Consider the following 20530-nt stretch of genomic DNA (forward strand, 5'->3'; position numbering starts at 1 on the left):
TGATCCACCCAATCGCGATGGACGACGGTCTGCGTTTCGCAATCCGTGAAGGCGGCCGTACCGTTGGCGCGGGCGTTGTTGCTAAAGTTCTCGGCTAATCGCTGATAACATTTGACGCAATGCGCAATAAAAGGGCATCATTTGATGCCCTTTTTGCACGCTTTCACATCAGAACCTGGCTCATCAGTGATTAATTTTGTCATAATCATTGCTGAGACAGGCTCTGCGGAGAGCGTATAATACGAAAAGCGAATAGCATTTCGATTGGTTTGCCTCGCACTCGCGGGGTGAAAATGTTTGTAGAATACTTCTGACAGGTTGGTTTATGAGTGCGAATACCGAAGCTCAAGGGAGCGGGCGCGGCCTGGAAGCGATGAAATGGGTAGTTGTAGCCGTGCTGCTGATTGTGGCGATTGTCGGCAACTATCTTTATCGTGACATGATGCTGCCGCTACGCGCGCTTGCAGTGGTAATTCTGATTGCTGCGGCGGGTGGTGTCGCGCTGTTGACGACAAAAGGCAAAGCGACCGTTGCGTTTGCCCGCGAAGCGCGTACCGAAGTCCGCAAGGTCATTTGGCCGACTCGCCAGGAAACATTGCACACCACGCTGATCGTAGCGGCGGTAACCGCTGTAATGTCACTGATCCTGTGGGGACTGGATGGTATTCTGGTTCGCCTGGTATCCTTTATCACTGGCCTGAGGTTCTGAGATGTCTGAAGCCCCTAAAAAGCGCTGGTACGTCGTTCAGGCGTTTTCCGGTTTTGAAGGCCGCGTAGCAACGTCGCTGCGTGAGCATATCAAATTACACAACATGGAAGAGTTGTTTGGCGAAGTTATGGTTCCGACCGAAGAAGTGGTTGAGATCCGTGGCGGCCAGCGTCGCAAAAGCGAGCGCAAATTCTTCCCGGGTTACGTGCTGGTTCAGATGGTTATGAACGACGCGAGCTGGCACCTGGTGCGCAGCGTGCCGCGTGTGATGGGCTTTATCGGCGGCACGTCTGACCGTCCGGCGCCAATCAGCGACAAAGAAGTTGATGCGATTATGAACCGCCTGCAGCAGGTGGGTGATAAGCCGCGTCCGAAAACGCTGTTTGAACCGGGTGAAATGGTTCGTGTTAATGACGGTCCGTTTGCTGACTTTAATGGCGTGGTTGAAGAAGTGGACTATGAGAAGTCCCGCCTGAAAGTTTCTGTTTCTATCTTCGGTCGTGCGACCCCGGTAGAGCTGGACTTTGCCCAGGTAGAAAAAGCCTAAGCAGCGATCAAAAAAGCGACGATTTAATCGTTGCACAAGGCGCGGGATTGGAATACAATTTCGCGCCTTTTGTTTTTATGGGTCCCGGCCCGTAAAACGAATTTTATTCACGGGGAGCCTCCCTGAGGCGCTATTACCCAATCAGAGGATTTTAGAATGGCTAAGAAAGTACAAGCCTACGTCAAGCTGCAGGTTGCAGCTGGTATGGCGAACCCAAGTCCACCAGTTGGTCCAGCTCTGGGTCAGCAGGGTGTGAACATCATGGAATTCTGTAAAGCGTTCAACGCAAAAACTGAATCCCTGGAAAAAGGTCTGCCAATCCCAGTCGTAATCACTGTTTACGCTGACCGTTCTTTCACTTTCGTTACCAAAACCCCTCCAGCAGCAGTTCTGCTGAAGAAAGCGGCTGGTATCAAGTCTGGTTCCGGTAAACCGAACAAAGACAAAGTGGGTAAAATTTCCCGCGCTCAGCTGCAGGAAATCGCGCAGACCAAAGCTGCCGACATGACTGGTGCCGACATTGAAGCGATGACTCGCTCCATCGAAGGTACTGCACGTTCCATGGGCCTGGTAGTGGAGGACTAAGAAATGGCTAAACTGACCAAGCGCATGTCCGTGATCCGTGACAAAGTTGATGCGACCAAACAGTACGACATCAACGAAGCTATTGCTTTGCTGAAAGAACTGGCGACTGCTAAGTTCGTTGAAAGCGTTGACGTTGCCGTTAACCTGGGCATCGATGCTCGTAAATCCGATCAGAACGTTCGTGGCGCAACTGTACTGCCACACGGTACTGGCCGTTCCGTTCGCGTAGCTGTATTTGCTCAGGGTGCAAACGCTGAAGCTGCTAAAGCTGCCGGCGCTGAACTGGTAGGTATGGAAGATCTGGCTGATCAGATCAAGAAAGGCGAAATGAACTTTGACGTTGTTATTGCTTCTCCAGATGCAATGCGCGTTGTTGGCCAGCTGGGCCAGGTTCTGGGTCCACGCGGCCTGATGCCAAACCCGAAAGTGGGTACTGTAACCCCTAACGTTGCTGAAGCGGTTAAGAACGCTAAAGCAGGTCAGGTTCGTTACCGTAACGACAAAAACGGCATCATCCACACCACCATCGGTAAAGTGGACTTTGACGCTGACAAACTGAAAGAAAACCTGGAAGCTCTGCTGGTTGCGCTGAAAAAAGCTAAACCAACTCAGGCGAAAGGCGTGTACATCAAGAAAGTTAGCATCTCCACCACCATGGGTGCAGGTGTTGCAGTTGACCAGGCTGGCCTGAGCGCTGCTGCAAACTAATGCCTTTACGTGGGCGGTGATTTTGTCTACAATCTTACCCCCACGTTTGCTAACGAAAGTTAGCGGCTAAAAGATTTGTTCGTTGGAGCCTGGCCTATCCAGGCCTCCGTCGAAGACCGCAGGTGTTTCGCAAGAAACTTAATCCCCTGCGTAGACGGTGACAGAACGCTAAGATTATTTTTAATACTCTGGCTTGTTTCTGCTCACCGTATTAAGACGCTCTTCCCGTTGGGTTGAGTGAAGTGAGTTCCGGAACATGAGTTCCGGCAAACATCCAGGAGCAAAGCTAATGGCTTTAAATCTTCAAGACAAACAAGCGATTGTTGCTGAAGTCAGCGAAGTAGCCAAAGGCGCGCTGTCTGCAGTAGTTGCGGATTCCCGTGGCGTTACTGTAGACAAAATGACTGAACTGCGTAAAGCAGGTCGTGAAGCTGGCGTATACATGCGTGTTGTTCGTAACACCCTGCTGCGTCGCGTAGTTGAAGGTACTCAGTTCGAGTGCCTGAAAGACACGTTTGTTGGTCCGACCCTGATTGCATACTCTATGGAACACCCGGGCGCTGCTGCTCGTCTGTTCAAAGAGTTCGCGAAAGCGAATGCAAAATTTGAGGTCAAAGCTGCAGCCTTTGAAGGTGAGTTGATCCCGGCATCGCAAATCGATCGCCTGGCAACCCTGCCGACCTACGAAGAAGCAATTGCACGCCTGATGGCAACCATGAAAGAAGCTGCGGCTGGCAAACTGGTTCGCACTCTGGCTGCTGTACGCGATGCGAAAGAAGCTGCTTAATCGCAGTTATCTTTATAAAGCATTTGCTTACGTATAAACTTATTCTGATTTTCAGGAACAATTTAAATGTCTATCACTAAAGATCAAATCATTGAAGCAGTTGCAGCTATGTCCGTAATGGACGTTGTAGAGCTGGTATCTGCAATGGAAGAAAAATTCGGTGTTTCTGCTGCTGCTGCTGTAGCTGTAGCTGCTGGCCCGGCTGAAGCTGCTGAAGAAAAAACTGAATTCGACGTAATTCTGAAAGCTGCTGGCGCGAACAAAGTTGCTGTTATCAAAGCAGTACGTGGCGCAACTGGCCTGGGTCTGAAAGAAGCTAAAGACCTGGTAGAATCTGCTCCAGCTGCGCTGAAAGAAGGCGTGAGCAAAGACGACGCAGAAGCACTGAAAAAATCTCTGGAAGAAGCTGGCGCTGAAGTTGAAGTTAAATAAGCCAACTTTTCTGGTTGCAGCCTAAGCAATTAGGCTGATGGCTGGTGACTTTTTAGTCACCAGCCTTTTTGCGCTGTAAGGCATCAGTAGCATTTCACACTGTTTGACTGCTGATTGTCCTGACAATGCTTGTTTCTATCGACGACTTAATATACTGCGACAGGGTGCTCGCTCTGTGTAAATCGCAATGAAATGGTTTAAGCGTGATAGCAACAGGTATTGCGGAAAGTATTCAATTTTCCGGTCCACAAAATGGTGTTGCACAAACTGTCCCTTCGTCGGACAGATGGGTCGACTTGTCAGCGAGCTGAGGAACCCTATGGTTTACTCCTATACCGAGAAAAAACGTATTCGTAAGGATTTTGGTAAACGTCCACAAGTTCTGGACATTCCATATCTCCTTTCTATCCAGCTTGACTCGTTCCAGAAGTTTATCGAGCAAGATCCTGAAGGGCAGTACGGTCTGGAAGCAGCCTTCCGTTCCGTGTTCCCGATTCAGAGCTACAGCGGTAACTCCGAGCTGCAGTACGTCAGCTACCGCCTTGGCGAACCGGTGTTTGACGTTCAGGAATGTCAGATCCGTGGCGTGACCTATTCCGCACCGCTGCGCGTAAAACTGCGTCTGGTGATCTACGAGCGCGAAGCGCCGGAAGGCACCGTAAAAGACATTAAAGAACAAGAAGTCTACATGGGTGAGATTCCACTCATGACGGACAACGGTACTTTCGTTATTAACGGTACTGAGCGTGTTATCGTTTCCCAGCTGCATCGTAGCCCGGGCGTCTTCTTCGACAGCGATAAAGGTAAAACACACTCTTCCGGTAAAGTACTGTATAACGCACGCATCATTCCTTACCGTGGTTCATGGCTGGACTTCGAGTTCGATCCAAAAGACAACCTGTTTGTCCGTATCGACCGTCGTCGTAAACTGCCTGCAACCATCATTCTGCGTGCACTGAACTATACCACTGAGCAGATCCTGGACCTGTTCTTTGAGAAAGTGATCTTTGAAATCCGCGACAACAAGCTGCAGATGGAGCTGGTGCCGGAACGTCTGCGTGGTGAGACCGCGTCGTTCGACATCGAAGCCGACGGCAAAGTGTATGTGGAAAAAGGTCGCCGTATCACCGCGCGCCACATCCGCCAACTGGAAAAAGATGATATCAAACACATCGAAGTTCCGGTTGAATACATTGCAGGAAAAGTAGCCGCGAAAGATTACGTTGATGAATCAACTGGCGAGCTGATCTGCCCGGCTAACATGGAGCTGAGCCTGGATCTGCTGGCTAAGCTGAGCCAGTCTGGCCACAAACGTATCGAAACGCTGTTCACCAACGATCTGGACCACGGTCCGTACATCTCTGAGACTGTACGCGTCGACCCAACCAACGATCGTCTGAGCGCGCTGGTAGAAATCTACCGCATGATGCGTCCTGGTGAGCCACCAACTCGCGAAGCGGCTGAAAGCCTGTTCGAGAACCTGTTCTTCTCCGAAGACCGCTACGATCTGTCCGCGGTAGGTCGTATGAAGTTCAACCGTTCTCTGCTGCGCGACGAAATCGAAGGTTCCGGTATCCTGAGCAAAGACGACATCATCGAAGTGATGAAGAAGCTCATCGATATCCGTAACGGTAAAGGCGAAGTGGACGATATCGACCACCTCGGCAACCGTCGTATCCGTTCCGTAGGCGAAATGGCGGAAAACCAGTTCCGCGTTGGCCTGGTACGTGTAGAGCGTGCGGTGAAAGAGCGTCTGTCTCTGGGCGATCTGGATACCCTGATGCCTCAGGATATGATCAACGCCAAGCCGATTTCTGCAGCAGTGAAAGAGTTCTTTGGTTCCAGCCAGCTGTCTCAGTTCATGGACCAGAACAACCCGCTGTCTGAGATCACGCACAAACGTCGTATCTCTGCACTCGGCCCAGGCGGTCTGACCCGTGAACGTGCAGGCTTTGAAGTTCGAGACGTACACCCGACTCACTACGGTCGTGTATGTCCAATCGAAACGCCTGAAGGTCCAAACATCGGTCTGATCAACTCCCTGTCCGTGTACGCACAGACGAACGAATACGGTTTCCTTGAGACCCCGTATCGTAAAGTGACCGACGGTGTGGTTACCGACGAAATTCATTACCTGTCTGCTATCGAAGAAGGCAACTACGTTATCGCTCAGGCGAACTCCAACCTGGATGACGAAGGCCACTTTGTAGAAGATCTGGTTACCTGCCGTAGCAAAGGCGAATCCAGCTTGTTCAGCCGCGACCAGGTTGACTACATGGACGTATCCACCCAGCAGGTGGTATCCGTCGGTGCGTCCCTGATCCCGTTCCTGGAACACGATGACGCCAACCGTGCATTGATGGGTGCGAACATGCAACGTCAGGCCGTTCCAACTCTGCGTGCTGATAAGCCGCTGGTTGGTACCGGTATGGAACGTGCTGTTGCCGTTGACTCCGGTGTTACTGCAGTTGCTAAGCGTGGCGGTACCGTTCAGTACGTTGACGCATCCCGTATCGTTATCAAAGTTAACGAAGACGAGATGTATCCGGGCGAAGCGGGTATCGACATCTACAACCTGACCAAATACACCCGTTCTAACCAGAACACCTGTATCAACCAGATGCCTTGCGTATCTCTGGGTGAGCCAGTTGAGCGCGGCGACGTGCTGGCAGACGGTCCGTCCACCGACCTCGGTGAACTGGCGCTCGGTCAGAACATGCGCGTAGCGTTCATGCCGTGGAACGGTTACAACTTCGAAGACTCCATCCTCGTCTCCGAGCGTGTGGTTCAGGAAGATCGTTTCACCACCATCCACATTCAGGAACTGGCCTGTGTGTCCCGTGACACCAAGCTGGGGCCAGAAGAGATCACTGCCGACATCCCTAACGTGGGTGAAGCTGCGCTCTCCAAGCTGGATGAATCCGGTATTGTTTACATCGGTGCGGAAGTGACCGGCGGCGACATTCTGGTAGGTAAGGTGACGCCGAAAGGTGAAACCCAGCTGACCCCAGAAGAGAAACTGCTGCGTGCTATCTTCGGTGAGAAAGCGTCTGACGTTAAAGACTCTTCTCTGCGCGTACCAAACGGTGTTTCCGGTACGGTTATCGACGTTCAGGTCTTCACTCGTGATGGCGTTGAGAAAGATAAGCGTGCGCTGGAAATCGAAGAGATGCAGCTCAAACAGGCTAAGAAAGACCTGTCTGAAGAACTGCAGATCCTCGAAGCAGGTCTGTTCAGCCGTATCTATGCGGTGCTGGTTGCCGGTGGCGTTGAAGCTGAGAAGCTCGACAAACTGCCACGCGATCGCTGGCTGGAACTCGGCCTGACCGACGAAGAGAAACAAAATCAGCTGGAACAGCTGGCTGAGCAGTATGACGAACTGAAACACGAGTTCGAGAAAAAACTCGAAGCGAAACGCCGCAAAATCACTCAGGGCGACGATCTGGCACCAGGCGTGCTGAAGATTGTTAAGGTGTATCTGGCCGTTAAACGTCAGATCCAGCCTGGTGATAAGATGGCAGGTCGTCACGGTAACAAGGGTGTTATCTCTAAGATCAACCCGATCGAAGATATGCCGCACGATGCTAACGGTACGCCGGTAGATATCGTACTGAACCCGCTGGGCGTACCGTCTCGTATGAACATCGGTCAGATTCTGGAAACCCACCTGGGTATGGCTGCGAAAGGTATCGGCGACAAGATCAACGCCATGCTGAAACAGCAGCAGGAAGTCGCGAAACTGCGCGAATTCATCCAGCGTGCCTACGATCTGGGTACCGACGTGCGTCAGAAAGTCGACCTGAACACCTTCAGCGATGAAGAAGTGCTGCGTCTGGCAGAGAACCTGCGCAAAGGTATGCCAATTGCAACGCCGGTATTCGACGGTGCAAAAGAAGCTGAAATTAAAGAGCTGCTGCAATTGGGTGGTCTGCCAACGTCTGGTCAGATTACGCTGTTTGACGGCCGTACCGGTGAACAGTTTGAGCGTCCAGTAACCGTAGGTTACATGTACATGCTGAAACTGAACCACCTGGTCGACGACAAGATGCACGCTCGTTCTACCGGTTCTTACAGCCTGGTTACTCAGCAGCCGCTGGGTGGTAAGGCACAGTTCGGTGGTCAGCGCTTCGGGGAGATGGAAGTGTGGGCGCTGGAAGCATACGGCGCGGCATACACCCTGCAGGAAATGCTCACCGTTAAGTCTGATGACGTGAACGGTCGTACCAAGATGTATAAAAACATCGTGGACGGCAACCATCAGATGGAACCAGGCATGCCAGAATCCTTCAACGTACTGTTGAAAGAGATTCGTTCGCTGGGTATCAACATCGAACTGGAAGACGAGTAATTCTCGCTCAAACAGGTCACTGGTGCCGGGTTAACCCCCGGCACCGGATTGTGCTAACTCCGACGGGAGCAAATCCGTGAAAGATTTATTAAAGTTTCTGAAAGCGCAGACTAAAACCGAAGAGTTTGATGCGATCAAAATTGCTCTGGCTTCGCCAGACATGATCCGTTCATGGTCTTTCGGTGAAGTTAAAAAGCCGGAAACCATCAACTACCGTACGTTCAAACCTGAGCGTGACGGCCTTTTCTGTGCGCGTATTTTCGGGCCAGTAAAAGACTACGAGTGCCTGTGCGGTAAGTACAAGCGCCTGAAACACCGCGGTGTGATCTGTGAGAAGTGCGGCGTTGAAGTGACCCAGACTAAAGTACGCCGTGAGCGTATGGGCCACATCGAGCTGGCGTCTCCGACTGCTCACATCTGGTTCCTGAAATCTCTGCCGTCCCGTATCGGTCTGCTGCTGGATATGCCGCTGCGCGATATCGAACGTGTACTGTACTTCGAATCTTATGTAGTTATCGAAGGCGGGATGACGAACCTGGAACGTCACCAGATCCTGACTGAAGAGCAGTATCTGGACGCGCTGGAAGAGTTCGGTGACGAATTCGACGCGAAGATGGGTGCGGAAGCTATTCAGGCCCTGCTGAAGAGCATGGATCTGGAGCAGGAGTGCGAGCAGCTGCGTGAAGAGCTGAACGAAACCAACTCCGAAACCAAGCGTAAAAAGCTGACCAAGCGTATCAAACTGCTGGAAGCGTTCGTTCAGTCTGGTAACAAACCAGAGTGGATGATCCTGACCGTTCTGCCGGTTCTGCCGCCAGATCTGCGTCCGCTGGTTCCGCTGGATGGTGGTCGTTTCGCAACGTCCGATCTGAACGATCTGTATCGTCGCGTTATCAACCGTAACAACCGTCTGAAACGTCTGCTGGATCTGGCTGCGCCGGATATCATCGTACGCAACGAAAAACGTATGCTGCAGGAAGCGGTAGATGCCCTGCTGGATAACGGTCGTCGCGGTCGTGCGATCACCGGTTCTAACAAGCGTCCTCTGAAATCTTTGGCCGACATGATCAAAGGTAAGCAGGGTCGTTTCCGTCAGAACCTGCTCGGTAAGCGTGTTGACTACTCCGGTCGTTCTGTAATCACCGTAGGTCCATACCTGCGTCTGCATCAGTGCGGTCTGCCGAAGAAAATGGCACTGGAGCTGTTCAAACCGTTCATCTACGGCAAGCTGGAGCTGCGTGGCCTGGCCACCACCATCAAAGCCGCTAAGAAAATGGTTGAGCGTGAAGAAGCTGTCGTTTGGGATATCCTGGACGAAGTTATCCGCGAACACCCGGTACTGCTGAACCGTGCACCAACCCTGCACCGTCTGGGTATCCAGGCATTTGAGCCAGTCCTGATCGAAGGTAAAGCTATCCAGCTGCACCCGCTGGTTTGTGCGGCCTATAACGCCGACTTCGATGGTGACCAGATGGCTGTTCACGTACCGCTGACGCTGGAAGCCCAGCTTGAAGCGCGTGCGCTGATGATGTCTACCAACAACATCCTGTCTCCAGCGAACGGTGAACCAATTATCGTTCCTTCTCAGGACGTTGTATTGGGTCTGTACTACATGACCCGTGACTGTGTTAACGCCAAAGGCGAAGGCATGGTGCTGACTGGCCCGAAAGAAGCTGAGCGTATTTATCGCGCTGGCCTGGCCTCTCTGCATGCGCGCGTTAAAGTGCGTATCACCGAATACGAAAAAGATGCAAACGGCGAATTCGTTGCGAAGACCAGCCTGAAAGACACGACCATTGGCCGTGCCATTCTGTGGATGATCGTACCGAAAGGTCTGCCTTTCTCCATCGTCAACCAGGCGCTGGGCAAGAAAGCGATCTCCAAAATGCTGAACACCTGTTACCGCATTCTGGGTCTGAAGCCGACCGTTATCTTCGCTGACCAGACAATGTATACCGGCTTTGCTTATGCAGCGCGTTCAGGTGCATCTGTTGGTATTGATGACATGGTCATCCCAGAGAAGAAACACGAGATCATCTCTGAAGCGGAAGCTGAAGTTGCTGAGATCCAGGAGCAGTTCCAGTCTGGTCTGGTAACCGCGGGCGAACGCTACAACAAAGTTATCGATATCTGGGCAGCGGCGAACGATCGTGTATCCAAAGCGATGATGGATAACCTGCAAACCGAAACCGTGATTAACCGTGACGGCGTCGAAGAGCAGCAGGTTTCCTTCAACAGCATCTACATGATGGCCGACTCCGGTGCGCGTGGTTCTGCAGCACAGATTCGTCAGCTGGCAGGTATGCGTGGTCTGATGGCGAAGCCAGATGGCTCCATCATCGAAACGCCAATCACCGCGAACTTCCGTGAAGGTCTGAACGTACTCCAGTACTTCATCTCCACGCACGGTGCGCGTAAAGGTCTGGCGGATACCGCACTGAAGACAGCGAACTCCGGTTATCTGACGCGTCGTCTGGTTGACGTTGCGCAGGATCTGGTTGTGACCGAAGACGATTGTGGCACCCTCGAAGGTATCACCATGACCCCGGTTATCGAGGGTGGTGATGTTAAAGAGCCGCTGCGCGATCGCGTACTGGGTCGTGTGACCGCGGAAGACATTCTGAAGCCGGGCACCGCAGACATTCTGGTTCCACGCAACACCCTGCTGCACGAACAGTGGTGTGACCTGCTGGAAGCGAACTCTGTTGACTCTGTGAAAGTGCGTTCCGTTGTATCCTGTGACACCGACTTTGGTGTGTGTGCGCACTGCTACGGTCGTGACCTGGCGCGTGGCCACATCATCAACAAAGGTGAAGCCATCGGCGTTATCGCGGCACAGTCCATCGGTGAGCCGGGTACACAGCTGACGATGCGTACGTTCCACATCGGTGGTGCGGCATCTCGTGCGGCTGCTGAATCCAGCATTCAGGTGAAAAACAAAGGTAGCATCAAGCTCAGCAACGCGAAGTCTGTTGTTAACTCCGCAGGCAAGCTGGTTGTGACCTCTCGTAACACCGAGCTGAAGCTGATCGACGAATTCGGTCGTACCAAAGAGAGCTATAAAGTGCCTTACGGTGCGGTTATGGCGAAAGGTGATGGCGAGCAGGTTGCCGGCGGTGAAACCGTTGCAAACTGGGATCCACACACCATGCCGGTTATCACCGAAGTAAGTGGTTTCATCCGCTTTACTGACATGATCGACGGCCAGACCATTACTCGTCAGACCGACGAGCTGACCGGTCTGTCTTCTCTGGTGGTTCTGGATTCTGCTGAACGTACTACCGGCGGTAAAGATCTGCGTCCTGCACTGAAAATCGTTGATGCTCAGGGTAACGACGTTCTGATCCCGGGTACCGATATGCCTGCGCAGTACTTCCTGCCGGGTAAAGCGATTGTACAGCTGGAAGATGGCGTACAGATCAGCTCTGGTGACACCCTGGCGCGTATTCCTCAGGAATCCGGCGGTACCAAGGACATCACCGGTGGTCTGCCACGCGTTGCGGACCTGTTCGAAGCACGTCGTCCGAAAGAGCCTGCAATCCTGGCTGAAATCAGCGGGATCATCTCCTTCGGTAAAGAGACTAAAGGTAAGCGCCGTCTGGTTATCACACCAGTAGATGGCAGCGAGCCGTACGAAGAGATGATTCCTAAGTGGCGTCAGCTCAACGTGTTCGAAGGCGAACGTGTAGAACGTGGTGACGTGGTTTCCGACGGTCCAGAAGCGCCGCACGACATCCTGCGTCTGCGTGGTGTGCATGCTGTTACTCGTTACATTGTTAACGAAGTACAGGACGTATACCGCCTGCAGGGCGTTAAGATTAACGATAAGCACATCGAAGTTATCGTTCGTCAGATGCTGCGTAAAGCAACCATCGAAAACGCGGGCAGCTCCGACTTCCTGGAAGGCGAGCAAGTTGAATACTCACGCGTTAAGATCGCTAACCGCGATCTGGAAGCGAACGGCAAAATCGGTGCGACCTTCGCACGCGATCTGCTGGGTATCACCAAAGCGTCTCTGGCAACCGAGTCCTTCATCTCCGCAGCATCGTTCCAGGAAACGACTCGTGTCCTGACCGAAGCCGCTGTTGCTGGTAAACGTGATGAACTGCGCGGTCTGAAAGAGAACGTCATCGTGGGTCGTCTGATCCCTGCCGGTACCGGTTATGCGTACCATCAGGATCGTATGCGTCGTCGCGCTGCGGGCGAACTGCCAGCAGCACCGCAGGTTACTGCTGAAGATGCATCCGCGAGCCTGGCAGAACTGCTGAACGCAGGTCTGGGCGGTTCCGACAACGAGTAATCGTTGATGCCGTAAATAAAAAACCCGCCTCGGCGGGTTTTTTTATATCTGCATTTCTTCAATTCACTAACGGGATGCGTCGATAAAGCTCAATCATATCGCCCGCCAGATCCTGAATAACCATCGCGTTCATCAGGTGGTCCTGAGAATGAACGGTGATCAGGTTAACCGGCAGTTTCCCGGTCCCTTCGTCAAGTCCAATAAGCTGCGTCTGGATCGTATGCGCGTGCTTCACATATTCGCGGGATTCTTCCATCGCTTTTTCAGCTTCGTCAAACTCACCTTTACGCGCCATCTGCAGAGCCGTCAGGGCCGCACTGCGGGCCGCACCGGCGTTGACCAGCAGTTCCATGATTGTGGTTTCTAAGTCTTCCATTATGACTCCAGCAGTTTAAGCGCTTTTTCCAGTACGGCATCGCCTTTCATCATGCCGTAATCCATCATGTCGATCACCGCGACCTTTTTGCCCAGCGGGTCGGCCTGTGCCTGCAGTTTAGCCTGCTCGTATTTGACCTGTGGCCCCAGCAATACGATGTCGGCCGTCGCGATATTGTCTTTAAACTCCGCAACCGGAACGGCTTTAATGGTGACTTCAACCCCTTTTTTCTGCGCGGCATCTTTCATACGTTGAACCAGCATGCTGGTTGACATTCCCGCTGCACAGCATAAAACGATGTTCTTCATAATCAGCCTCGATCTACATGTGTTTATTGATAATTATCCTGCGCAGAGAGCTTCAACAACCGCTTTACCGCGATTGTGTGTCAGGCATCACAAAGAAAGCGGCATTTTTCTGAAACCGGTTACAATTCTGACGGGAGGAGAGAAAATTAGCCGACGGTTGTTCGAACAATGCGGTTTTTTCCCTGCTGTTTAGCGCTATAAAGCGCGTTATCGACACTTCCCACCAGTTGTTCCAGCGGTTCGAAATGCCATTCCCCCAGACCCGCACTGAACGTAACGTGCAGGTTTTCTTCCCGCCAGACGCGCCTTTCAACGGCGGTGCGCCAGGCGTCAAGCAATGAGAATGCGGCAGCGATCTGCTCGGCCTGGAAGATCACCGCGAACTCTTCTCCACCGTAGCGATAAACCGAGATGTTGTGTGGCTGCATTATCTGGATCCCTTCGCGCGCCACATTACGCAGGACAATGTCACCACTCAGATGTCCCCATGTGTCGTTGATCGATTTGAAGTTATCGATATCAATCAGCGCCAGTGCGAAAGGCTGGTGGGCGGTCAGCAGTTCATCCACATCATTGTCAAACGCACGGCGGTTTTTGCAGCCGGTCAGCGCATCGTGAGTGGCCTGACGAACATACGCCATCTCCCGCTCTTTATTGGACTGAATCGTGTGGCTCAGCATCGCTTCCAGACGCGGTGCCTGGCTGACATCGCCCGTTTTGATCGCATTGATAATAGTCATTAATACGGTACGCGAGGCATGACGCAGATAAAGGCCGAAGAGAATGATGATGATGGCTGCCAGCGCAAAGCCCCAGCCAACGATAGTGGTTTCGTGGCGGGTGATATCGGTAAGCGTTGCGCCAGATACCCGATAGATAACAAACCAGTCCGGGTTCGTGAAAGAGTAGTAGTAATACCAGGCATTGGTTTTCCGGTCGTAAAGATGGCCTTCGCCGCTGGTCATTTTGTCCATCAGCGCTTCGCTCACGTACTTTTTGAACAGGGCGCCTGTATCTGGGTGCAGCACGACGGTCCCGTCGCGTTCGACGACGAAGAATTCCCCTTGTACGGGGGCCACCATTTGTCGAAGGGTATACCCCATCGACGTCAAGTCAAGATGAAAAGCGAGGGTACCCTTGAGTCTGCCTTCTGTTGAAATCAATGGCTTATAAAGCGTAACTGTCGGATGCCCGGTAAAGTAGTCCGTATAATGGTGGGTATAATGGCTGAAAATACTGGCTTCTGCGTGCGCGACAAACCACGGGCGCGTCCGCGGATCGACGTTTTTACTCTTTTCCGTGGGAGGCGCTTCTGGAGCGTGTAAATAATGTCCCTCTGTGTCGGCCAGCGAGATGGATGACACGGTCGGCATCAGGTTTTGCAAATGCATCAACATCTGCAGCCCTTGCGTCGGGTTGACGTTGAGCGTCTCATTCAGTATCTCGCTGCGGGCAAAGTACATCGCAGAGCGACCAAGGATATAGTCGTTTTCACGCAGGATTGATTCGGTATAGTTAACCGCCAGGTTATGCGTGAAGTTACTGTTAATCTTGTGATAATCCTCAAGGAAATCCTTTCTTTGCGAAAGAGAGACCACGACCGCGATCAGCGCAAAACTGCACAGAATCCCCGCGAAGCTGAGCATAATGGGTCGGGTGAAAGAGAGCTTTTTGCTGTGAAGTGCCATGAGTTGTACATCGATCCTGATGGTGAATATTTTTCGTCTGCCGATATCCTCTCAGCATAGTCGCTGTCCTGCGGTTAGCGGTGAATTATACGGAACACGATTTCAGGCGAGATGATTTATCTTAAGAATCACTAAGAAATTCCTTATCCATACTTTTGCGCCCCTCTTATGCACGGAATCGGAGGCAGGGCGAAACGAGGAAGAAGCTTTTCGCCCTGGTCAGCATCCGTTGCTGACCTGATGACAATAAAAAACCGGACGATCGCTGACAATCATCCGGTTTTACCTTTCCGTAACGCCTCGATAATTTTCTACCGTGTTGCAGTGCGTTACATCGTCATTGCGAGGCTCTTCCCAGCCAGCTGTCCCAGTCTTTCCAGACAGGCTGTAAACCCTGTGCCGTCAGGGCGGCGGCAACGGCTTCCGGACGCCGTCCGTCATGCGGTGCAAACTGCTCCAGCTCCGGATGATCGTCTGCATACCCGCCCGGCTGCGTTTTGGAAAACGCGCTGACGTTGTTAATCGCCAGCGGGATGACGCGATCGCGAAACGCCGGGGATTCACGCGTTGAGAGCGATAACTCCACTTCCGGGGCGAGCAGGCGAAACGCGCAGATGGTCTGCACCAGCTGGCGTTCATCCATCAGCGAAGCCGGTTCAATGCCGCCTGCGCAGGGGCGCAGGCGTGGGAAGGAGATGGAGTATCGGGTCTGCCAGTAGTGCTGTTGCAGCCACAGCAGATGTTCTGCCACCATGTAGCAATCTACCCGCCAGCTGTCGGAAAGCCCAATTAGCGCACCCAGCCCGATTTTGTCGATCCCGGCGCGGCCCAACCTGTCCGGCGTTTCCAGCCGGAAGAAAAAATCCTGCTTCTTCCCTTTCAGGTGATGCCGCGCGTACGTCGCCTCGTGGTAGGTTTCCTGATAGACCATAACGCCGTCCAGCCCGAGCGTTTTTAACTCCGCATACTCGTCCTGCGACAGGGGCTGAACCTCCATCTGCAACGACGCAAACTCCCGACGTATCGCAGGCAGATGCTGGCGGAAATAGTCCATTCCCACTTTTCCCTGATGCTCGCCCGTGACCAGCAGAAGGTGTTCGAACCCCATTTCACGAATAGCGGCACACTCGCGTGCGATCTCCTCTTCATCGAGCGTTTTCCGCTTGATGCGGTTGCTCATGGAAAAACCACAGTAGGTACAGTCGTTGGCGCACAGGTTCGAAAGATAGAGCGGGACGTAGAAGCTCACCGTGTTGCCAAACCGCTGCCGGGTGAGGCGCTGGGCGCGCTGCGCCATTGGTTCAAGATAGGCGCTGGCCGCCGGGGAGAGCAGGGCCATCAGATCCTCGCGGGTCAGTTGACGGGCGTGCAGCGCGCGCTCCACGTCAGCCGCCGTTTTGCTGTTGATGCGCAGGGCAATATCGTCCCAGTTAAGCTCGCGCCAGCGCTCGGTAAACGTGCTCATGAGAGCGCCTCCAGAAAGCCGGTCAGCGGGCTGGTGGCCTGTGCCTGAAAACTGCGCGAGCCGGGGCCGGACTCTCTGGCCAGCACGCCAGCCTCCACGGCGAGACGAAACGCACGCGCCATCATGACCGGGTCGTCGGCCACCGCAATGGCGGTATTCACCAGCACCGCGTCGGCACCCATTTCCAGCGCCTGCGCGGCATGGCTGGGCACGCCGATCCCCGCATCCACCACCACCGGCACGGTCGCCTGCTCGATGATGATCTCCAGCATCGCGCGGGTTTCCAGCCCCTGATTGGAGCCAATGGGCGCCCCCAGCGGCATGACGGCGGCGCAGCCGACCTCTTCCAGACGCTTACACAGCACGGGATCCGCGCCGCAGTAAGGCAGAACGGTAAACCCCTGCTGCACCAGCTTTTCTGCGGCTTTCAGGGTCTCGATCGGGTCGGGCAGCAGCCAGCGGGCATCCGGGTGAATTTCCAGCTTCAGCCAGCGGGTACCGAGCGCTTCCCGCGCCAGCTGTGCGGCGAACATCGCCTCCTCGGCCGTTTTCGCGCCGGAGGTGTTGGGCAGCAGCGTCACGCCTGCCTCCAGGAGCGGCGCAAGTATGGCATCGTTGTGCTGGCGCAGATCCACGCGCTTCATCGCCAGCGTCACCAGCTGGCTGCCGCTTTCACGAATAGCATCCACCATCAGCTGCGGCGAGGCGAATTTGCCGGTTCCGGTAAACAGATGTGAATTAAAGACACTATCAGCAATACGTAACATCTCAGCCCCCTGCGATAACCTGAAACAGCAGGATCTGGTCGCCTTCATTGACCTGCTGAAGTTCCCACTGCTCGCGCGGCAGGATCTGTTGATTGAGCGCCAGCGCCGTTCCCGGCTTGAGCTGGCGCAATTTGTCGAGCAGGGCGGCAACGGTGAGACCGTCGTCGCACGTCATCGGCTCATCGTTAAACAGAATGCGCATCGTGGCCTCCGCATACCGGGCAGTGGCTGGCGCGGTGTAGTGCCAGATGGCGCCAGCCGCTGGAGCGGGCGTCGAACAGCCGGAGCGTGTTGCGTTCCGTCTCCATGCCGCTGAGCAGCTTGATAGCCTCCAGTGCCTGAAGGGTACCCATCACGCCCACCACCGGGCCAAGAATGCCTGCCGTGCGGCAGTTACGCTCCGGTTCAGCCTCGTCCGGCCACAGGCAGCGGTAACAGCCCTGCGCCCACGGCGGCGTAAGCACCATTATCTGCCCGCCGAAACCGACCGCGCTGGCGGTGATCAGCGGCGTGTTCTGTGCAACACAGGCCGCGTTGATGCCCTGACGCGTCGCCATGTTGTCCGTGCAGTCCAGCACCGCGTCGGCAAGGGCAACTTCACGTTGCAGCTCGTCTCCGCTAAGCCGCGTCTGGAGCGCAATCAGTTCGATATCCGGATTAAGCTGGTTAAGCCGCTGCCGGGTGATCTGCGCTTTAGGCTGGTTAACATCTTCAGTCGTGAAGAGGATTTGCCGTTGCAGGTTGCTGAGGTGCACCTCGTCGTCATCGGCCAGCACCAGCGTGCCCACGCCCGCACCGGCCAGATACAGCGCGGCGGGGGCGCCTAATCCGCCCAGGCCGACAATCAGTACCCGGCTGGCGAGCAGCTTTTGCTGCCCGTCAATGGCAATATCCTCCAGCAGGATCTGGCGGCTGTAGCGCATAAAATCGCGGTCATTCATCGCCTGCTCCTGCCAGTTGTAACAGCTTTTCGGTGGCGGACCGCCAGTCTGCCGCCTGGGTGATAGCGCTGACGACGGCGATACTGCCGACGCCGGTCTCCAGCACCGCCGGGGCGCGTTCAAGGCTGATTCCACCGATGGCGACGGTCGGGTAATCGGCAAGGCGCTTAACGTGCGCCGTCAGCTGCGTCATACCCTGCGGGGCAGAAGGCATCTGCTTGGTTTGCGTCGGAAAAACGTGACCGAGGGCGATGTAGGAGGGGCGTGCCGCCAGCGCCACGTCGATTTCCATATCATCGTGTGTTGAAACGCCAAGGCGCAGGCCAGCCTGGCGAATGGCGTTCAGATCGGTGGTTTCCAGATCCTCCTGGCCCAAATGCACGCCGTACGCCCGGTGCTTAACGGCCAGCCGCCAGTAGTCGTTGATAAACAGGCGGGCATTGTAGCGATGCCCCAGCGCGATGGCGGCGACGACGTCGGCCTCCACCTCTTCATCACGCTTATCTTTGATGCGCAGCTGGAGGGTGCGAACACCGGCCTCCAGCAGGCGTTCGATCCACTCCACGCTGTCCACCACTGGGTAAAGTCCTAAGCGAAAGGGCACGGAGGGGAAATCGGGCTTGTACATTACGCCTCCTCTTTTTTGAGGTAAATTTCGCCGCCTCTGGCGCGGAAGGTTTCCGACATGTCCGCCATACCGACTTCAATGGTCTGCGCGGCGGCGTAATCCCGCACCTCCTGGCTGATTTTCATCGAGCAGAATTTTGGCCCGCACATAGAGCAGAAGTGCGCGACTTTGCCTGATTCCTGCGGCAGGGTCTCGTCGTGATAGGCGCGGGCGGTGAACGGATCTAACGCCAGGTTGAACTGGTCTTCCCAGCGGAATTCAAAGCGCGCCTTCGACATGGCGTTATCGCGGATTTGCGCCCCCGGATGGCCTTTGGCCAGATCCGCCGCGTGGGCGGCAATTTTGTAGGTAATCAGCCCCTGCTTCACGTCCTCTTTGTTTGGCAGGCCGAGGTGCTCTTTCGGCGTCACGTAGCAGAGCATGGCGCAGCCGAACCAGCCGATCATCGCCGCGCCAATCCCGGAGGTGAAGTGGTCGTAGCCCGGTGCGATGTCCGTGGTCAACGGCCCCAGGGTGTAGAACGGCGCTTCGTGGCAGTGCTCCAGCTCCTCGGTCATGTTGCGGCGGATCATCTGCATCGGCACGTGGCCCGGGCCTTCAATCATCACCTGCACGTCATACTCCCAGGCGATTTTGGTCAGCTCGCCCAGGGTGTGCAGCTCGGCAAACTGCGCTTCGTCGTTGGCATCACGGATGGAGCCAGGACGCAGGCCGTCGCCCAGCGACAGGGAGACGTCGTACGCGGCGCAGATTTCGCAGATCTCGCGGAAGTGCTCGTAGAGGAAGTTTTCCTGATGATGGGACAGGCACCATTTCGCCATGATGGAGCCACCCCGCGAGACGATGCCGGTCAGACGTTTCGCCGTCATCGGCACGTAGCGCAGCAGCACGCCCGCGTGGATGGTGAAGTAGTCCACGCCCTGTTCCGCCTGCTCCAGCAGCGTGTCGCGGAACGCTTCCCAGGTGAGGTTTTCAGCAATGCCGTTGACCTTCTCCAGCGCCTGGTAAATCGGGACGGTACCGATCGGCACCGGGCTGTTACGCAGGATCCACTCGCGGGTTTCGTGGATGTAGCGGCCAGTGGAGAGGTCCATCACCGTGTCCGCCCCCCAGCGCGTGGACCAGACCAGCTTTTCCACCTCTTCTTCGATGGACGAGGTGACGGCAGAGTTGCCGATGTTGGCGTTGACCTTCACCAGGAAGTTGCGGCCGATAATCATCGGCTCCGATTCCGGGTGGTTGATATTGGCGGGGATAATGGCGCGGCCGGCGGCCACTTCGTCACGCACAAACTCCGGCGTGATGTTCTCCGGCAGGCGAGCGCCAAAGCCTTCACCCGGATGCTGGTGGCGCAATATTTCGCTGCGGATGCGCTCGCGGCCCATGTTTTCGCGGATGGCGATGAACTCCATCTCCGGCGTGACGATACCCTGGCGCGCGTAGTGCAGCTGGGTTACGCACTTGCCCGCTCTGGCGCGTTTTGGCGTCAGCAGGCCGGTAAAGCGCAGCGCGTCCAGGCCGTCGTCGGCCAGGCGTTCTTTGGTGTACGCAGAACTGCGTACGCTCAGTTCTTCGCAGTCGTTACGCGCCTCAATCCACGGCTGGCGCAGCTTTGCCAGACCTTGCTGCACGTTGATAGCAACATCAGGATCGCCGTATGGGCCGGAGGTGTCATACACCGGCACGGCTTCGTTGTCTTCATACTGCGGATTCTCTTTGCTGCCGCCGATAAGCGTCGGGCTGAGCTGGATTTCGCGCATCGGCACGCGGATATCGGCCTGTGAACCGGTGATGTAGATGCGTTTCGAGTTCGGGAAAGCGGTGCCTTCCAGGGTGTCGATGAAGTGTTGGGCCTGTGCACGCTGTTCGCGGCGGGTCAGTTTTGTTGTAGACATAGCTCATTCCAGAAGTGAAGGACATGGCTTGTCAGACGACGGATGA

At 54.8% G+C, this 20530-nt stretch carries 18 protein-coding genes; 9 read left to right on the forward strand and 9 right to left on the reverse strand.

Annotation, left to right across the window (positions count from 1 at the left end):
• From AC2FAJ_RS22875 to rpoC, 9 genes are all read left to right on the forward strand, one after another.
• Window positions 1-98, forward strand: a 98-nt coding sequence (locus AC2FAJ_RS22875; protein ID WP_072082015.1) for an EF-Tu C-terminal domain-related protein, incomplete at its 5' end; no start/stop codon positions are given.
• A gap of 227 nt (window positions 99-325) precedes the next feature.
• Complete coding sequence (gene secE / locus AC2FAJ_RS22880; RefSeq protein WP_003862342.1) at window positions 326-709, forward strand: preprotein translocase subunit SecE; 384 nt, start codon at window positions 326-328, stop codon at window positions 707-709.
• A 1-nt stretch (window position 710) separates the two neighbouring features.
• Window positions 711-1256: a transcription termination/antitermination protein NusG gene (gene nusG / locus AC2FAJ_RS22885; RefSeq protein ID WP_003862341.1), complete on the forward strand. Its 546-nt coding sequence runs from the start codon at window positions 711-713 to the stop codon at window positions 1254-1256.
• A 156-nt stretch (window positions 1257-1412) separates the two neighbouring features.
• Window positions 1413-1841 carry a 50S ribosomal protein L11 gene (gene rplK / locus AC2FAJ_RS22890; protein WP_008503452.1) on the forward strand — a complete coding sequence of 143 codons (429 nt, stop codon included), beginning with the start codon at window positions 1413-1415 and terminating at the stop codon, window positions 1839-1841.
• Between the two features lie 3 nt (window positions 1842-1844).
• The gene (gene rplA, locus AC2FAJ_RS22895) at window positions 1845-2549 is read left to right on the forward strand and encodes a 50S ribosomal protein L1 (RefSeq protein WP_006810530.1); all 705 of its coding nucleotides are present in this window, start codon (window positions 1845-1847) and stop codon (window positions 2547-2549) included.
• A 289-nt stretch (window positions 2550-2838) separates the two neighbouring features.
• Window positions 2839-3336: a 50S ribosomal protein L10 gene (rplJ, locus tag AC2FAJ_RS22900; protein WP_003862338.1), complete on the forward strand. Its 498-nt coding sequence runs from the start codon at window positions 2839-2841 to the stop codon at window positions 3334-3336.
• A 66-nt stretch (window positions 3337-3402) separates the two neighbouring features.
• Window positions 3403-3768: a 50S ribosomal protein L7/L12 gene (gene rplL, locus AC2FAJ_RS22905; protein WP_002445276.1), complete on the forward strand. Its 366-nt coding sequence runs from the start codon at window positions 3403-3405 to the stop codon at window positions 3766-3768.
• 319 nt (window positions 3769-4087) lie between these two features.
• Window positions 4088-8116, forward strand: a complete 4029-nt coding sequence (rpoB, locus tag AC2FAJ_RS22910; RefSeq protein ID WP_015569976.1) for a DNA-directed RNA polymerase subunit beta — start codon at window positions 4088-4090, stop codon at window positions 8114-8116.
• Window positions 8117-8192: 76 nt separating this feature from the next.
• Window positions 8193-12416, forward strand: coding sequence for a DNA-directed RNA polymerase subunit beta' (gene rpoC, locus AC2FAJ_RS22915; protein WP_028015097.1), 4224 nt, complete (start codon window positions 8193-8195; stop codon window positions 12414-12416).
• Window positions 12417-12474: 58 nt separating this feature from the next.
• Here the strand turns inward: rpoC and AC2FAJ_RS22920 are convergent, their stop codons facing one another.
• From AC2FAJ_RS22920 to thiC, 9 genes are all read right to left on the reverse strand, one after another.
• The gene (locus AC2FAJ_RS22920; protein ID WP_008503455.1) at window positions 12475-12792 is read right to left on the reverse strand and encodes a PTS lactose/cellobiose transporter subunit IIA; all 318 of its coding nucleotides are present in this window, start codon (window positions 12790-12792) and stop codon (window positions 12475-12477) included.
• Window positions 12792-13100 carry a PTS sugar transporter subunit IIB gene (locus AC2FAJ_RS22925; protein ID WP_010425948.1) on the reverse strand — a complete coding sequence of 103 codons (309 nt, stop codon included), beginning with the start codon at window positions 13098-13100 and terminating at the stop codon, window positions 12792-12794. The genes AC2FAJ_RS22920 and AC2FAJ_RS22925 overlap by 1 nt, the downstream gene beginning before the upstream one ends.
• A 146-nt stretch (window positions 13101-13246) precedes the next feature.
• Window positions 13247-14788: a sensor domain-containing diguanylate cyclase gene (locus tag AC2FAJ_RS22930; protein ID WP_045135539.1), complete on the reverse strand. Its 1542-nt coding sequence runs from the start codon at window positions 14786-14788 to the stop codon at window positions 13247-13249.
• A gap of 337 nt (window positions 14789-15125) precedes the next feature.
• Window positions 15126-16253: a 2-iminoacetate synthase ThiH gene (thiH, locus tag AC2FAJ_RS22935; RefSeq protein WP_045630291.1), complete on the reverse strand. Its 1128-nt coding sequence runs from the start codon at window positions 16251-16253 to the stop codon at window positions 15126-15128.
• Window positions 16250-17020 carry a thiazole synthase gene (gene thiG / locus AC2FAJ_RS22940; RefSeq protein ID WP_485454541.1) on the reverse strand — a complete coding sequence of 257 codons (771 nt, stop codon included), beginning with the start codon at window positions 17018-17020 and terminating at the stop codon, window positions 16250-16252. Before thiG ends, thiH begins: the two co-directional genes overlap by 4 nt.
• 1 nt (window position 17021) lies before the next feature.
• Entirely contained in the window at window positions 17022-17222 is a 201-nt protein-coding gene (thiS, locus tag AC2FAJ_RS22945; RefSeq protein WP_028015101.1) for a sulfur carrier protein ThiS, read from the reverse strand.
• The gene (locus AC2FAJ_RS22950; protein ID WP_485454542.1) at window positions 17206-17961 is read right to left on the reverse strand and encodes a HesA/MoeB/ThiF family protein; all 756 of its coding nucleotides are present in this window, start codon (window positions 17959-17961) and stop codon (window positions 17206-17208) included. Before AC2FAJ_RS22950 ends, thiS begins: the two co-directional genes overlap by 17 nt.
• Entirely contained in the window at window positions 17954-18589 is a 636-nt protein-coding gene (gene thiE / locus AC2FAJ_RS22955; RefSeq protein ID WP_485454543.1) for a thiamine phosphate synthase, read from the reverse strand. The genes AC2FAJ_RS22950 and thiE overlap by 8 nt, the downstream gene beginning before the upstream one ends.
• Window positions 18589-20484, reverse strand: a complete 1896-nt coding sequence (gene thiC, locus AC2FAJ_RS22960) for a phosphomethylpyrimidine synthase ThiC (RefSeq protein ID WP_028015104.1) — start codon at window positions 20482-20484, stop codon at window positions 18589-18591. Before thiC ends, thiE begins: the two co-directional genes overlap by 1 nt.
• Window positions 20485-20530: the final 46 nt, after the last annotated feature.

Source organism: Enterobacter cloacae complex sp. 385G4 (assembly GCF_057320665.1).

Excerpts from the sequence above, each read along its gene's own strand:
- thiH (WP_045630291.1), bottom strand. The coding sequence starts at position 16,253 with ATGAGCACGTTTACCGAGCGCTGGCGCGAGCTTAACTGGGACGATATT.
- nusG (WP_003862341.1), top strand. The coding sequence starts at position 711 with ATGTCTGAAGCCCCTAAAAAGCGCTGGTACGTCGTTCAGGCGTTTTCC.
- rplK (WP_008503452.1), top strand. The coding sequence starts at position 1,413 with ATGGCTAAGAAAGTACAAGCCTACGTCAAGCTGCAGGTTGCAGCTGGT.
- thiC (WP_028015104.1), bottom strand. The coding sequence starts at position 20,484 with ATGTCTACAACAAAACTGACCCGCCGCGAACAGCGTGCACAGGCCCAA.
- thiS (WP_028015101.1), bottom strand. The coding sequence starts at position 17,222 with ATGCGCATTCTGTTTAACGATGAGCCGATGACGTGCGACGACGGTCTC.
- thiG (WP_485454541.1), bottom strand. The coding sequence starts at position 17,020 with ATGTTACGTATTGCTGATAGTGTCTTTAATTCACATCTGTTTACCGGA.
- rplJ (WP_003862338.1), top strand. The coding sequence starts at position 2,839 with ATGGCTTTAAATCTTCAAGACAAACAAGCGATTGTTGCTGAAGTCAGC.
- AC2FAJ_RS22950 (WP_485454542.1), bottom strand. The coding sequence starts at position 17,961 with ATGAATGACCGCGATTTTATGCGCTACAGCCGCCAGATCCTGCTGGAG.
- AC2FAJ_RS22930 (WP_045135539.1), bottom strand. The coding sequence starts at position 14,788 with ATGGCACTTCACAGCAAAAAGCTCTCTTTCACCCGACCCATTATGCTC.
- thiE (WP_485454543.1), bottom strand. The coding sequence starts at position 18,589 with ATGTACAAGCCCGATTTCCCCTCCGTGCCCTTTCGCTTAGGACTTTAC.
- rplA (WP_006810530.1), top strand. The coding sequence starts at position 1,845 with ATGGCTAAACTGACCAAGCGCATGTCCGTGATCCGTGACAAAGTTGAT.
- rpoB (WP_015569976.1), top strand. The coding sequence starts at position 4,088 with ATGGTTTACTCCTATACCGAGAAAAAACGTATTCGTAAGGATTTTGGT.
- AC2FAJ_RS22925 (WP_010425948.1), bottom strand. The coding sequence starts at position 13,100 with ATGAAGAACATCGTTTTATGCTGTGCAGCGGGAATGTCAACCAGCATG.
- AC2FAJ_RS22920 (WP_008503455.1), bottom strand. The coding sequence starts at position 12,792 with ATGGAAGACTTAGAAACCACAATCATGGAACTGCTGGTCAACGCCGGT.
- rplL (WP_002445276.1), top strand. The coding sequence starts at position 3,403 with ATGTCTATCACTAAAGATCAAATCATTGAAGCAGTTGCAGCTATGTCC.
- secE (WP_003862342.1), top strand. The coding sequence starts at position 326 with ATGAGTGCGAATACCGAAGCTCAAGGGAGCGGGCGCGGCCTGGAAGCG.